Origin of the sequence: Furfurilactobacillus rossiae DSM 15814 (assembly GCF_000428925.1) — a bacterium.
Taxonomy (GTDB): domain Bacteria; phylum Bacillota; class Bacilli; order Lactobacillales; family Lactobacillaceae; genus Furfurilactobacillus; species Furfurilactobacillus rossiae.
The window spans coordinates 1-14,074 of record NZ_AUAW01000021.1; the positions used below are offsets into that span (position 1 = coordinate 1).

Below are 14,074 nucleotides of genomic sequence, written 5' to 3' on the forward strand. Positions count from 1 at the left end.
TTGAGCTTATTAATCAACGACCATTAAAAATCCATCATCAACAGACTGCCATTGAAAGTTTCCGGGCTTGTTCGGATTAAACTTGTAATTTGCCTTATAAAAAAATAGATACAAAAAGGATGAATCCAGCGATTCATCCTTTTTGTATCTATTGTAGTTAGTTAAGATCATGCTGAAGCTGTAACAAGAAAGCGTTCGCCGCCAGTGAGAGTCGCTGACCTTTACGCCAGACAATGCTGGCACCTGAGGTAAGCCGTGGTTCAAACGGGACGAACTTGAGGTCCGATTGATTAGTATTAATAATACCGTCTAAACATAAAGCATAACCAACGCCTGCGGATACCATTAAGGCAGCGTTGTAGAGTAAATTATACGTCGCCACGACATTTATTTTAGCTGTGCTTTTGCCCAACCAATCATCTAGCAGGCCGGTCATCCCTTGTTGGCTGGACAAAATCAACTTCATCTGGGCCAAGTCCCTAAGTTGCAGGTGGTCTTTCTTGGCTAAAGGTGCGTCACCAGGCATTAAAATACCCCAGCGACTCTCACCTGGGAGATGAATAAAATCATAATCGGTTTTGTCTGCTGGTTCCATGATGACACCAAAATCAAAATAACCTGACTTGATAGAAGTACGGATTTCATCTGCATTAGTACTAATGATGCTGGTTTGAATATGTGGGTAATGCTGTTGCAGTGTGCTGATTGACTGCGCAACATTAAGAAACGTGCGTGCTTCTGCGCTGCCGATAACAACTCGTCCATTAATTTGTTGCTCTTCGTGCAAATTTTGTAGTGTCTTGTCCGTTAAAGATAGAATTTGGTCCACTTGGCTGGCAAAGTATTCACCGCTGTTGGTTAATTGAATGGATCTTGTACCGCGCACAAACAGTGTCAATCCTAATTCATCTTCCAAATCTTTCAGTTGCCGCGAAACAGTTGGTTGGGATACATGTAGCATTTCTGCTGCCCGACTGATATTTTGTTCGCGCACAACTGCCTGAAAGTACCGGAGAACCCTTAATTCCATTTTCAAACCTCCTGTATAGCTAAAAGGCATATGTATAGATTTATATTAGGCATTAGACATACATCTAGTCAAGCCTTAGGATAACTTTATTGCCAGATGGCAAGAATATAAATGACTTTACGTTTGAAAAAAGGAGTTAGAAATGACAACCCTTGTGAATGAAAATCTGCACTGGACGACTCAGCAATTAACTGCTTTTGCCAGCGCAAACGATATGCAAATCTCACCATTTTATAGTGATGGTAAAACTTATGGCACACCACTGTGGATATGGTCAGTTACCGCCAATCGTGCGTTATATGTACGTGCCTGGCACGGGACACATTCAAGTTGGTATCGTTCGGCAGTGGAACAAGGGGCCGGGCGAATGCATTTAGCAGGCCGCAATTACCACATTTTGTTTAAGCCGGTTATGGACCCAAACATTATCCAGACGGTTAACCTGGCTTATCAAGCGAAATATACGAATAGTCCCTATTTAGCGGGGATGGTTAACGTGGCAGCACAACAATCGACCTTATGTGTACTGCCAAGAGACAAGGACAGAAGAAAGGAATAATAAAATGAAGACAATTTTAATTTTAGGCGCAAACGGTGGGACAGCACAGATTCTAATTCAGCGGTTACTAAATGAGACCGACGACGAACTGATCCTATTTTTACGCCATGCTTCGCGTTTGGCACAATATCAAGATAATGGCCGTGTGACTGTAATTGATGGCGATGTACTTGATCAAGACCGGTTACGGCAAGCAATGCAGAAAGCTGATATCGTCTACTCAAACGTTGGTGGCGCCGACCTAGCAGCACAGACGCAAAGCATTTTAAAAGCGATGGCTGCTGAGAACAAACAGCGGTTGATTTTTATTAGTGCATTGGGTGCTAATTATGAAGTTAAGGGCAATTTTGGAAGTTGGAATGAACAGGCCATCGCTGCTTATCTACCCGGATTTAGAGAATCAGATAAGTTGATTCAGGATTCTGGCGTCAACTATACCGAGATTAGACCAGCTTGGCTGACTGATGAAGATGAAATTGATTATGAAACCACCCAGCGTGGCGAGAATTTTAAAGGTACGGAAGTATCCCGAAAGAGTGTCGCAGATCTCGCTTTTAAGTTGATCAACAACCCTGACATGGATCAGCGAGCTAGTGTCGGTGTAAATAAACCGAGTACCGATGGTGATAAACCACGTTGGATCGAATGAAAGAGGGGCAAAATGGCAGTTAAAAAGCTTTCAGTGAGTGATGAAGAGTACAAACAGATTGATAAGGTTAATGCAGAGAATCAGATGACACTGCAACAGCTGAACAATCGAGTCAACGATCCCGATCAGACCCGAAGATTGTTGAACAAGATCATCGGCCAACCAGTCGATCAGTCTGTTGAAGTGCGTTTGCCATTTTATACGGACTATGGACGACGAATCATCTTCGGCAAAAATATTTTTGTTAATAGCGGGGTTATGTTTACCGATTTAGGAGGGATTGTCATTGAAGATGATGTCCTTATTGGTCCGGGTGCCAGTTTAATCAGTGTTAATCACCCTCAAGATCCTAATAATCGACATGGTCTGGAATTATCTCCGGTTTATGTCCATCAAAATGCATGGATCGGCGCAAAGGCGGTTATTTTACCAGGTGTTTCAGTAGGTAAAAATGCGATTGTTGCTGCGGGGGCAGTTGTGACACATAATGTGCCGGATAATACGATCGTTGCGGGCGTGCCTGCCAAAGTGATAAAAACCGTTGAGTAGCATTAATAAAATAGCAAGATAATCAAACACATGGTATTACCCGCTATTTGATAGCGAAGATACCGGGCAACGAAATAAAAGTAGTAACAATTAATGGAGGAATATTATGAGTATTGAAAATAAAGTTGTTGTCATTACAGGTGCATCCAGTGGTATTGGCGAAGCCACCGCTAAGCTATTGGCTAGCAAAGGTGCGAAGGTTGTTTTAGGTGCGCGTCGTGAAGAACGTTTGGCACAACTCGCTGATAGCATTGGCGAGAATGCAGTTTATCAGGTAACAGATGTTACTAATCGGCAAGAGGTAGCTGCGTTGTTCAAACTGGCTGTGGATAAATTTGGTCGTATTGACGCACTTTACAATAATGCCGGGATTATGCCGCAGGGTAACCTGAGTGATCGCGATTATGACCGTTGGCAGGCAGAAATCAACGTTAATATCATGGGCGTACTGAATGGCATTGGTGAAGTTTTACCAATTATGCAAAAGCAGCAAGATGGATTAATTATCACGACAGATTCGGTCGCTGGTCATGTTGTCTATCCAGCATCTGCTGTTTATAACGGTACTAAATACGCGGTGCGGGCCATTATGGAAGGTTTGCGTCAGGAAGAAAAGAACAATGGTATTCGTTCCACAATCGTGTCCCCAGGCGCAGTGCGGACAGAATTGTCTAAGACAATCGGTAACGCTAACGTGGAGGCAGCGCTACAGCCAATGTTTGACGCACCACAAGAGGAAGGATTGACATTGGCACCTGCTGATATTGCAAATGCAGTGTTGTTTGCTATCGATCAGCCCAAGCATGTTGCGGTCAGTGAAGTTATTGTTCGACCGGCACGTCAGGAAGTTTAGGCGTCCGAACAAAGAGATATGTGTATAATAAAACCCGAACAGTGTGTCCTGCTTTAGTGTCTTCAAAGTTTAATTGCCCATAATTTGGTCCCAAGATGTTATTTCTTTGACATTGTGGGACTTTTTGCTTTTCTATTTGTAGCGTAAGCTGAATATTGTTGACGTGTACACGAAAAGCGTGTATAGTTCAGCTGAAAAGATGCTAGGAAAATCCTATGATAAGATCCTTTGCCAATAAAGAGACTCAAAAAGTTTTTAATCAGGAGTTCTCCAAAAAGTTACCGCAGTCTATTCAAAAAATTGCATTACGGAAATTAGTCATGTTAGATAACGCTACTAGTGTTAATGATCTTAGGATTCCACCTGCAAATCACTTAGAAGAATTAGTTGGTAATCGTGAAGGACAGTATAGTATTAAAGTCAATAAACAGTATCGAATTTGCTTTTCGGTTGAGAATCAAAATGATTTTAATGATGTGGAAATCGTTGATTACCACCGTTGAGAGGAGTAAAAAAATGAGTAGAATTCCAACTCCCAAAATTAGCGAGATATTGAAAGAAGAGTTTATGGCGCCAGTAAACCTTTCTGCATATGCGCTGGCCAAGGAACTTAATGTGCCAACGTCAAGAATACAAGATATCTTGCATGATCGTAGAGAAATCACAGTTGACACGTCAATCAGGCTGGGACGTTTTTTTGGAGTATCAGACCAGTACTTTTTAAATATGCAAAATGATATAGATCTGCGTAATACGGTAGAAAATAACGAGGACGAATATAACAAAATTCAGCAATATAAATTCAGCTAATATATAGACGCATACAAAAGGTCTCAAATATTTGGGGCCTTTTTGTATGTGTCTATTAATTTCGTTGCTCTGTGTATGACTGAATTCGGTTATTCTTTATACTTGGAACAACGATAGATAATGTTCGATTAAACACATCAATGAAGGGACTCTACAAAATGGATTGGGAAGGCAATTTTTCAGAGCAAACATTAGACCGCGGCTATGATTATTTTCAGCGAGGCCTAGTGCGCGACTTTACCCAACAGGATGACGGAACGTTGGCTGCTACAGTGTTTGGTACTGAGGCTTATCAAGTTACGGTCAAATTGAACGGTAACCGCCTCGAAAAAGCAGAATGTGATTGTCCGTATGCAGCGGGTGGACACAAATGCAAACACATGGTGGCAGTACTCGACTACTATGAGAACAAAATCGATCCGGCTACATTTGACGATGATGACGAGTATGACTGGGATGATTACGACGAAGATGATATGAAAGCAGAAGAAACGGACGATGACAAAGATGATTTTGCGTCATCGATTCCAACAACTCGTGAAGCCATCGACATGGCCTCCAATGCTCAGATTCGAGAATTCTTGAAATACGCCCTCACTCGTAATCCTGAATTGGCCGTTGAATTCCAAATGAGAACCAATAAAACGGTTATTAAGCGACGGAATAACAGCTATCGGGGCATGATTGACGATATTTTCTCAATGTGTATGGACGCTTCAGGGTTCATTGACTACGATACTGCCGATTTATTTGAAAAACAGTTAAGCGATTTCATTGATAAGTATTTAAAACCACTGATTGAGGAAGGTCAGGGTACTTTAGCTTTCAAGTTAACTAGCTATCTTGTTGAAGAACTCGCCGAAGTTGATATTGATGACTCTAACGGTGAGATAGTCATGTTAGCAGACGAAACTGATGATCTTTTGAAACAAATCTTGGCTGAGGCAGACCTGCCGCTTAAACGAACTATCTTTAAGTGGTGTCAAAAGCATGCTACAGAAAAGTTTGGTGCGTTTGAAGAAGTGGTTGAAGATATTCTTTTCGATAACTTTGAGGAGTCGGAATTTCTTCAGAAGAAGCTGACGTGGACCGCCGACAAACTGCAACAATCGCAGCTGAATCCCGGTAGTTGGATGGATCATCGGACGGCTGAAAAGTGGGCAAGCTATCATCTAAAAGTCATGCAGGAATTAAAAACTCCTGAGGAAGCAATCAAACAATTCTGTTTGGAAAATCTGTATTACGCTAAGTTGCGGATTACTTATGTAACAATCTGCGTTAAACAGCAGAACTATGACGAAGCCATTCGGGTTCTAATTGATGGTCAGCGGTCTACGCCCTACCCAGGGACTGCCAGTGATTTTGGCGAACAGTTAAAACGAATTTATTTAAAATTGGGGCAAACGGAGAATTACCTAGATGAACTGACTCAGTTAGAAACTGTCTATAACCCAGCTAACCTCGAAGATTTTCAGGAATTGGAGAAAGCTTACTCAGTAACAGAATGGCCGAAAGCCCGTCAAAAATTGTTTGATGCAATGCCAGCGGGCACCGATATCAGAAGGCTCTACGTGGAAGATGAACTTTATGATCAGTTGATGGACACTGTCTCAAAAGAAACCGATTTGTTTAGGGTTCGGGACTATGAACCGATATTAAAACAAAAATATCCTGACCGGATGTTGCAGCATTACGTAGACGTTATTCAGACAATGGCGTCACATACCAATACCAGAAGGAACTATTGGAATCTAGTAGAAATTCTGAGACACATGCGTCAATATCCTGACGGTAAACAGGTTACTAGTGAGATAGTTGCGGACTGGCGCAAACGTTATGGGCGTCGGCCGGCGATGATGGAAGAATTGGATCGACTGTGAGTAACTGTGTCTTTAAAAAGGCTTGATATTAAAGGACTTATAAACTTGTCAAATTACCATAGAAACATAATGAAAGCAGCATGAAACCCTAACGTAAATCGAGGGTTTCATGCTGCTTATTTTGGTATACTTTTGCTTACCGAGAAGTGAAGACGGTGATGCCTACCATCAAAGGAGGTGACGCCAATGACGTGTTTAATGACATCATTGTTGCGGGACCGAAGGGAAGGAAGACATCTGTGTGTCCCAAAAGGATACCTTGTTCTTGGCTTGCAGTTTTGTGACGTTAATTATCGCATGGCTACAGCTACTTGTTTCATTGACACAACACATTTGCTGTTGATGAGCAAAAAGAGCAACCGTCGTTATATAGCTTTGGAAGGCTGACAGTTGCTCTTTGACTTCAGGCACCACCGCTTTTGCGGATCGGTCAGGGGATGTCATTCCAGTGGCATCCTTTTTACGTCGTTATTATAACACCCGATACTAAAAAATACCGTAGTCAAAGTTGATTACTTGGTTGTCTGAGACATTCGATATGCCTTGGGAGTCAAGTTGGTCCTTTGTTTAAAAATTTTCGTAAAGTACGCACTGTTATTAAAACCTACCGATAAGGCAATGGTAGTGATAGGGTCATCAGTTTTTATCAAACGTTGTTTCGCCTGGTCGATGCGGTACTGAATCAAATAATCAATTGGACTTTGATGAAAATACTTATGAAAGGCACGGCTGCATTCCTTTTCGCTCACACCAACGTGAGCAGCAATATCGGCGACCGTTACTTTTTGATCAAAGTGACGATGGATGAAACTAATCATTTGTTTGATACGTTCTTGAGCGTAAGGCGTGGTTGTAAGCGCATGCTGTTGTTGTGTATTGATCTCGTCCATCAGGGCAAGCCACGCTTGACTCAGCAGATTACGGATCTGAAATTCATTGTCGACTTTTCCATCCAGTTGGGTGAGTTGCTGAAGCAATTTGAAAAATTGCCGACCGCTTGGGGTGCTTTCCCGAATGATCACAACTTCAATGCTCAGATTCTTGAGAATCGGGTCGAGATATTTGGTTTCAAACACACTCCGGTAGTGGCCAGTTAACAGGATCGGGTGGAATAAGTGCGCATGTTCCATTGCACTTTTTTGACCCGGTCCTTTTCGTTTGGTATTCATCACGTTGGTATTGATAAAGTAGGCCTCACCTTGATGAATGGTGTAAACCTGATTAAGTGTCTCCACGATGATTGACCCTTGGTAGGCGTAGTCAAACTCCAACTCTTCGTGCCAGTGCCAAGGCGCAATGAACTGACTGAAGTCTCGCCGGTGCATCGTGTAAGGAAATGTGTACGTCATGCCATCAATTTGTTCGACGGCGTTGTCGTCTTGTTCAAAGCCTAGCTTCATGTTTTTATCCCCATTTTGTCCGAATAGTTATACTTTAAGACAGAATGATAATATTTTAAAGCCGATTCTCTTTGTATGATGAAGATACATATTACGAGAAAGAGGCAAAACAATGGCTTATAATTTTGATTTTTATTCACCAACAGAAGTTGTGTTTGGTCGCGACACACCCAGTAAGGTTGGCCAATACATTAATAAGTATCATGGTCACAAGATTTTGATTGTCTACGGTAGCGACCGGGTGCGTCAAAATGGTCTGATGGATGTCATTACGAAGGCACTGGCGGATGACAGCCTGACCTATAAAATGCTTGGAGGTGTGGTGCCTAATCCACGTTTGAGCAAGGTGTATGAAGGCATCACGTTGGGCAAACGGATGGGTGCTGATTTTATTTTAGCTGTCGGTGGTGGCTCCGTAATCGATACAGCCAAAGCGATTGCATATGGTCTGGCTGAACCTAACGAAGATGTTTGGACATTATTTGCCCATCAACGGACTGCCAAAGCTTGCCTGCCAGTGGCTTCTGTCCTAACAATTGCGGCAGCTGGTAGCGAAACCAGTATGGGGTCCGTGATTACCGATGAAAAAACTAAGGAAAAGCGTGCGTACGATGATGATTTAGCCCGACCAAAGTTTGCCATCATGGATCCTGAATTAACGCTGTCTGTTTCAGATTACCAAACAGAGTGTGGGGCAACGGATATCATGATGCACACAATGGAGCGGTACTTCACTAATGGCGGTAACATGGCGATTACCGATGCCATTGCGGAAGGCTTGTTACGAACGGTTAAGACAAACGCGCAGGTCTTGCATGCCAACCCACAATTATATGAAGCACGTGCCGAAATGATGTGGGCTGGTTCACTGTCACACAATAATTTGACCGGTTGCGGCAATGACGGTGGTGATTTTGCAACCCACATGTTGGAACATGAATTGAGTGGCATGTTTGATATCACTCACGGTGCCGGTTTAGCTGCAATTTGGCCGACATGGGCCCGTTATGTGTATCAAGATGATTTACCTCGTTTTATCAGTTTTGCGCAGAACGTGATGGGCGTGACTGATAAGGGTAGTGGTGAGATGATTGCATTAACAGGAATTGCCAAAATGGTGCAGTTTTACCATGCTATTGGGATGCCTGCGACCATCAGCGAGTTGGGCATTACGTTGACCGATGATCAGTGTCATACGTTAGCTCACAACTGTGCCGTTGCTGCTGGGGGTAAAAAAGGCTCGGCTAAGGTACTGTATGAGAATGACATGTATCAAATCTACAAAAAGGCCAGCGAAGCTTAAACGTAGATCAATGGCACCATATTACTTTGAAAATATAGGTTAACATAGGTGGTTCTGTCCTATATTTTGGGCCGGAATCATTTTTGTTTTGCAAACGTGATTTCTATCATAAAGACGTATAATCAAGAGCAAGCAGTCGACTAGAAGTGGGATGGTGATTTTACCCATCTCTTTTGCAAATAAAGGTTTGGTAGCTGATTATGAAACAAATTTATTTTTTATGTACGGGTAATTCATGTCGTAGCCAGATGGCTGAGGGGTTGGCCCGGCATTTATTGGGACCAGAGTGGCACATTGCTAGTGCTGGAGTAGAGACGCACGGATTAAACGCCAAGGCAGTTGTCGTGATGAACGAAGTGGGGATTGATATTTCGCACCAGTATTCAAAACTGATTGATGTGGGTTATTTGAACCATTGCGATCTGGTTGTGACGTTGTGTGGTGATGCTCGTGACCGTTGCCCAATAACGCCACTATCAGTGAAAAAGCTGCACTGGCCCTTACCAGATCCTGCGCAAGCGGAGGGCACCGAAGAAGAGCAACTGACAGTATTTCGTTCTGTCAGAGATCAAATCAAATGGCGAATTTTGACAGAAATCAAATAAGGCAAAGGCGAGTAGTGACAATTATGCGAAATTTCTTTTTAACAACATCACGACTGGGCTTTTCTCATTGGCAATCGACGGATATGGAATTGGCACAAACACTTTGGGGTGACATTAATGTTGTTCGATACATTCATCAAGGACCATTTTCAGATGAAGAGGTAACCGAGCGTCTGAACACTGAAATGGCCCAACAAGCCAAAGTTGGAGCGCAATACTGGCCAATTTTTTGGAAGGCTGAAGGAACGTTTATTGGTGCTTGTGGACTGCGGCCAGCAGATGAGCCGAATATTTTTGAATTCGGTATTCATTTACGACCATCAGTTTGGCATCAAGGCGTGGGAATGGAAGCGGGCCAGGCAGCGATAACGTACGGTTTTAATGAACTGAATGCTAAAAAGATTGTCACGGGTCATAATCCAAATAATATTGGCTCGCAAAAATTGCTCGCCAAACTAGGCTTTGAGTACTATGGCAAAGAATTTTATGCACCAACAGGCCTTGAACATCCGATGTATCGAATGACACCAGCTATGTGGGCGGCAAGAAAATATTAAAAAATGACGGTTAATTGTCTCTTTTACGAGAAGCAATTAACCGTCATTTGGGTTTGTGTCGATTATTATTCTTGAGCGCCTTTGCCTAAGAATGCGTTGAGCATCTAAATGTTCTTGTCAACGCTCACCTTAAAGCCATTTAACATATCTTTAGTTGGCTGATGTCAGCAATCAATTGGTTTAATTGATCGCAAATTTCAAACTGAGATGATTGAATTGGGTAGCAGTTGGTTCACTTAACAACCAAACGTTAGTCACTTTTTAATGATGAATAAAGATATAGTTGCTTGCGCAAATAAAACGATCGATTTAGAATACAACTACGTCCATGAATAAGACGTAATGAACCCAATAATTGCCACATTAACTGTGCATATAAATGACAGCGGGAGGATCAAATATGAGTAAATTTGTTGAGAATTTTGATACAGATAATGAGTATTTAACAATTCCTGATGGTTTTAAAGAAGTCGCCCATGATACTCGCTCTCGTAACGGGGAAGATGTCGAAGTGGTTCGTTATCAACAATCTGACAAGATCGTTCAAAACAATCCGCACGTTACAGTGGTCTACGGTGACGATGGTCGTTTGATCAGCTACAACAATTTTTCTGTTGATAGCCCGGATGCATTACCGGATGATACTGAGGCCGTCGACATTGCAGTTAATGTCTTTGATTCGTTGGATTCAGAGTATGCAGAAGAACTGTCACTAATGCGGATTGATGAACAAGAGCGACTGTTTATCAACGACGATGGTGATGAGGTTGCCACACCAATCTTGTGGGTTAAGTTTGCGCATATGAATGGTTCCTACAACTGGGTCTCTGTGGGGCCCGCGGGCCAAGTGATCGAATTTGAACGCGAATCCATGTGGGATTACGGTCAATCACGTCGGGCTACAGAAGAGTGGAACGATGACGACTGGGTGGCTGCTCGGGAACACCGCGGACCACAGTTATCGGCGCCGTCTGCACTAGCGTAACCCAATGTTAGCGACCAATAAAAATGAGTTTGACCGAAATGTGTGAAACTAACGAAAAGCAGCGTGCAATTATTTTTGCACGCTGCCTTTTTTGTAGATAAATGATGCTGTGATCACTGATAAGATTGTTGGAGGAATTCCTTCAACGGTGTCGCCTCATGACCCATGATTGTTTGATAATCATCACTGACCGTGTCGAGAAGACCTATGGCCCCGCCGGCATACATGGACGACAACATGTGGCCTTCGTTTCCTTGATTGTACATTTTCTCAAATTCCGTGGCAAAGACAGGCTGGTAGGTAATAGTTTGTCCTGATACGTCACTGAGGACAGCGGCAAGTTCTGGCATTGAATAATTCCGAGCTTGTGTCAGCGTATAAACGTGGTTTTGTAAACTTGGTGTCGTGGCAACTTTAGCAAACGCTTTTGCACTGTCCGCTTGCGAGATAAAGCTCAATGACTGACCACCGACAGGGTAAATGACGTGTTGGCGTTCAATCAGTTCGGGCAAATATGGAACCAGTGGATCTGCGTACAAGGCGTTGCGCAGAATGGTGTAGTGCAGGCCTGATCCTGCCAAGCGTCTTGGCAGGTACCCATAGAAGGCAGACAGATCAAACGGATTATTGGCTTGATCCGCAATAAATCCCATCGCAATCAGTTGCTTGACGTGGGCCTGTTGCGCCGCCGCGATAACGTGTTCGAGTTCAGTTACTCGGCTGAAGCTATCGTGACTTTTACTGGGAACATAAATAAATACATCAGCATTATCCAGTAGTTTGGTCAAACTAGTTTCGTCGTTATAATCGATTTGATTGATGTCGATTCCCAAAGTCGCCCACATCATTGCTTTTCTAAGTGTGTGAACACCGAGAGAGATATCATCGGGATTAACTAACCGCGTCAGCTCAGTGGTGATCTGGGTGCCCAGATGACCTGTGGCGCCGGTGATAACATATTTCATTTTAGTAATCGCTCCTTTTTAACGTGACTACTGTAGTTTGGACAGTACTTCTTTGACGGCTTCGTTTAGTGGTGTCACTGGGTGACCGAGAACATCGGCCAAATCTGACGAAGAAACATCGAGTTCACCACTGCCCATGAGGTTTTGCATACTGGTCAAAACATCGGCTAGTTGGACATTGACGCCGTTATCGATCAGCGATTGCTTGTAATCAGCTGTAGAGACATTGGTAAACGTGAATGCTTTACCAGTCACTTGATGGATAGCCTGAGCTAAATCCTGGAATGACGTTGGTTGGCCACCAAACTCGTAAATGGCCTTTGTTGAAGTTGCGGCCAAAACTTTAGCACCAGCTTCGGCGTATTCACGTTCCAAGGCATAACTGACCCGGCCGTCACCAGCGGCATATAACATGTCCTTACCTGCAGCACCGGCCGTTAAGTAGTTAGCCTCGTTTTCAAGATACCAAGCGTTGCGAAGGAAAGAGTGGGCGATGCCACTGTCGACAATCATTTTTTCGGTGGCCACGTGGTCTGTAGATAATGGTGATTTAGCGGTATCGGCTTTAGCAAAGCTTGTATAAGCAATGTAGCGAACGTCGGCTGCTTTCGCGGCTTCAACGACATTGGCATGCTGTGTTTGGCGAGGAACAGCTGTGCCAGGAATCGACGAGATGAATAGCAAACGGTCAACACCGGTAAAGGCGGTCTTAAGGCTGTCGATGTCGGTATAGTCACCTTGACGAATCTCGACACCAGCTGGCAGTACTTGATGCGCCTTATCTGTGTTTCTGGCAATTGCGATGATGTCAGAAGGCGAAACAAGTTGTGTCAGTGTTTTAATAATAGTTTGGCCCAAATGACCAGTAGCTGCTGTAACTGCGTATTTCATAATGATTAACTCCTTTTTGAATTGATCAACGGTTATAAACTTTGACGGCGACGTTCTTGAATGCCATCAATGATTTCGGTTAATGTAATGGCCTGCATTTCCTGTTCGGCGGCTTGTTGTACGCGATCGTAGACACCATTTAATGTTTCCTGAATGTTAGCGCCGACGGGACACTGCATATTAGTGCGTGGGTCGACGTGCAGGATGCTTTGGCTCGCTTCAACCGCACGATAGACATCAAGTAGCGTAATGTCATCGGCTGATCGTGCCAAACGAGGTTCTGCGGAACCGTTTTTCGTCGTTAACAGGCCGGCCTTTTTGAGCTCAACCATGAGTTTGCGGACGACACTAGGATTGGCCTCGATACTGGCCGCAATACTAGTACTGCTGAGACTGGCTGTTGGCGCGATACTAATATAGGCTAGGATGTGAACACCATCGCTTAGACGGTATGAGTATTTCATAAAAGGCACCTACGATTCTAAACTGTTACTTTATAAACAACAGGTTCATTGTAACACCTGTTATTTTTAAGTCAACAGATGCGTCTTTAAATTTACTTCTGGTAATTAATTAGTTGATGGATATCACCACATTCGGACAATGCACGATTATATTGAGCCTGTGTTTGAGGATCAACAGTTCCATCACTCAAAAGGTGAATGTTTTCTGTTCCCTTTTCAAGTGATGTTTTGTAATACCACTTTTTATACCGAATAAAGTCGAGTTGCTCCTGTAAGGCCTCGATTTTTGTCATTAAGGATCGTTCCTCAACATCAAGGAAATCGTAACGCTGTTCAAGTGTGGTATCACCATCCATGCACATATCAATAAAATGACGGATTTGACTAATTGTTAAGCCACATTTTTTCATACATTCGATTACTTTCAAAAAATTGAAATCATTATCTTTGAAGGCTCTTCGTCCGGCAGAATCACGATCTACGAAAGGTAATAATCCCTTTTTGTCATAATATCTGAGCGTAGACGGACTGGTACCCATAATTTCTGCAACATCGCTAATTGAATAAGACATAA

The 14,074-nt window shown here is 43.1% G+C and carries 17 protein-coding genes; 11 read left to right on the forward strand and 6 right to left on the reverse strand.

Annotated features, from left to right (window positions below; translation table 11 throughout):
• Nucleotides 1–157: 157 nt before the first annotated feature.
• A complete protein-coding gene (locus G400_RS0111035) occupies nt 158–1,030 on the reverse strand; it encodes a LysR family transcriptional regulator (RefSeq protein ID WP_017260419.1) in 873 nt (290 codons plus the stop codon).
• Between the two features lie 142 nt (nt 1,031–1,172).
• Here G400_RS0111035 and G400_RS0111040 point away from each other — a divergent pair, with 142 nt between their 5' ends.
• The 7 genes from G400_RS0111040 (at nt 1,173) to G400_RS0111070 (ending at nt 6,330) form a co-directional block, all read left to right on the forward strand.
• Nucleotides 1,173–1,589: a DUF2255 family protein gene (locus G400_RS0111040; protein WP_017260418.1), complete on the forward strand. Its 417-nt coding sequence runs from the start codon at nt 1,173–1,175 to the stop codon at nt 1,587–1,589.
• 4 nt (nt 1,590–1,593) lie between these two features.
• On the forward strand, nt 1,594–2,238 hold the full coding sequence (locus G400_RS0111045) for an SDR family oxidoreductase (RefSeq protein ID WP_017260417.1): 645 nt from the start codon (nt 1,594–1,596) through the stop codon (nt 2,236–2,238).
• A 12-nt stretch (nt 2,239–2,250) separates the two neighbouring features.
• Nucleotides 2,251–2,787, forward strand: a complete 537-nt coding sequence (locus tag G400_RS0111050; RefSeq protein WP_017260416.1) for a DapH/DapD/GlmU-related protein — start codon at nt 2,251–2,253, stop codon at nt 2,785–2,787.
• 106 nt (nt 2,788–2,893) lie between these two features.
• Nucleotides 2,894–3,640: an SDR family oxidoreductase gene (locus tag G400_RS0111055; RefSeq protein ID WP_017260415.1), complete on the forward strand. Its 747-nt coding sequence runs from the start codon at nt 2,894–2,896 to the stop codon at nt 3,638–3,640.
• A gap of 215 nt (nt 3,641–3,855) precedes the next feature.
• Nucleotides 3,856–4,143, forward strand: coding sequence for a type II toxin-antitoxin system RelE/ParE family toxin (locus G400_RS0111060; RefSeq protein ID WP_017260414.1), 288 nt, complete (start codon nt 3,856–3,858; stop codon nt 4,141–4,143).
• 13 nt (nt 4,144–4,156) lie between these two features.
• Complete coding sequence (locus G400_RS0111065; RefSeq protein ID WP_017260413.1) at nt 4,157–4,450, forward strand: HigA family addiction module antitoxin; 294 nt, start codon at nt 4,157–4,159, stop codon at nt 4,448–4,450.
• Nucleotides 4,451–4,608: 158 nt separating this feature from the next.
• The gene (locus G400_RS0111070) at nt 4,609–6,330 is read left to right on the forward strand and encodes an SWIM zinc finger family protein (protein WP_017260412.1); all 1,722 of its coding nucleotides are present in this window, start codon (nt 4,609–4,611) and stop codon (nt 6,328–6,330) included.
• Nucleotides 6,331–6,842: 512 nt separating this feature from the next.
• On the opposite strand, the gene G400_RS0111080 is transcribed toward G400_RS0111070, so the two are convergent.
• The gene (locus G400_RS0111080) at nt 6,843–7,730 is read right to left on the reverse strand and encodes an AraC family transcriptional regulator (RefSeq protein WP_017260410.1); all 888 of its coding nucleotides are present in this window, start codon (nt 7,728–7,730) and stop codon (nt 6,843–6,845) included.
• Nucleotides 7,731–7,842: 112 nt separating this feature from the next.
• Here G400_RS0111080 and G400_RS0111085 point away from each other — a divergent pair, with 112 nt between their 5' ends.
• The 4 genes from G400_RS0111085 (at nt 7,843) to G400_RS0111100 (ending at nt 11,180) form a co-directional block, all read left to right on the forward strand.
• On the forward strand, nt 7,843–9,033 hold the full coding sequence (locus G400_RS0111085; protein ID WP_017260409.1) for an iron-containing alcohol dehydrogenase: 1,191 nt from the start codon (nt 7,843–7,845) through the stop codon (nt 9,031–9,033).
• A gap of 200 nt (nt 9,034–9,233) precedes the next feature.
• Nucleotides 9,234–9,638 (forward strand): arsenate reductase (thioredoxin), encoded by a 405-nt coding sequence (gene arsC / locus G400_RS0111090; protein ID WP_017260408.1) that lies wholly within the window; start codon nt 9,234–9,236, stop codon nt 9,636–9,638.
• Between the two features lie 23 nt (nt 9,639–9,661).
• Nucleotides 9,662–10,195, forward strand: a complete 534-nt coding sequence (locus G400_RS0111095) for a GNAT family N-acetyltransferase (RefSeq protein ID WP_017260407.1) — start codon at nt 9,662–9,664, stop codon at nt 10,193–10,195.
• Between the two features lie 400 nt (nt 10,196–10,595).
• Nucleotides 10,596–11,180: a hypothetical protein gene (locus tag G400_RS0111100; RefSeq protein ID WP_017260406.1), complete on the forward strand. Its 585-nt coding sequence runs from the start codon at nt 10,596–10,598 to the stop codon at nt 11,178–11,180.
• Between the two features lie 113 nt (nt 11,181–11,293).
• On the opposite strand, the gene G400_RS0111105 is transcribed toward G400_RS0111100, so the two are convergent.
• The 4 genes from G400_RS0111105 to G400_RS0111120 all read right to left on the reverse strand — a co-directional run bounded on the left by G400_RS0111105 (nt 11,294) and on the right by G400_RS0111120 (nt 14,072).
• Nucleotides 11,294–12,145 (reverse strand): SDR family oxidoreductase, encoded by an 852-nt coding sequence (locus G400_RS0111105; protein WP_017260405.1) that lies wholly within the window; start codon nt 12,143–12,145, stop codon nt 11,294–11,296.
• Nucleotides 12,146–12,172: 27 nt separating this feature from the next.
• The gene (locus G400_RS0111110) at nt 12,173–13,036 is read right to left on the reverse strand and encodes an NmrA family NAD(P)-binding protein (RefSeq protein WP_017260404.1); all 864 of its coding nucleotides are present in this window, start codon (nt 13,034–13,036) and stop codon (nt 12,173–12,175) included.
• A gap of 32 nt (nt 13,037–13,068) precedes the next feature.
• A complete protein-coding gene (locus G400_RS0111115) occupies nt 13,069–13,500 on the reverse strand; it encodes an Rrf2 family transcriptional regulator (protein WP_017260403.1) in 432 nt (143 codons plus the stop codon).
• A gap of 92 nt (nt 13,501–13,592) precedes the next feature.
• Nucleotides 13,593–14,072 (reverse strand): MerR family transcriptional regulator, encoded by a 480-nt coding sequence (locus tag G400_RS0111120; protein WP_017260402.1) that lies wholly within the window; start codon nt 14,070–14,072, stop codon nt 13,593–13,595.
• Between the last annotated feature and the right edge of the window lie 2 nt (nt 14,073–14,074).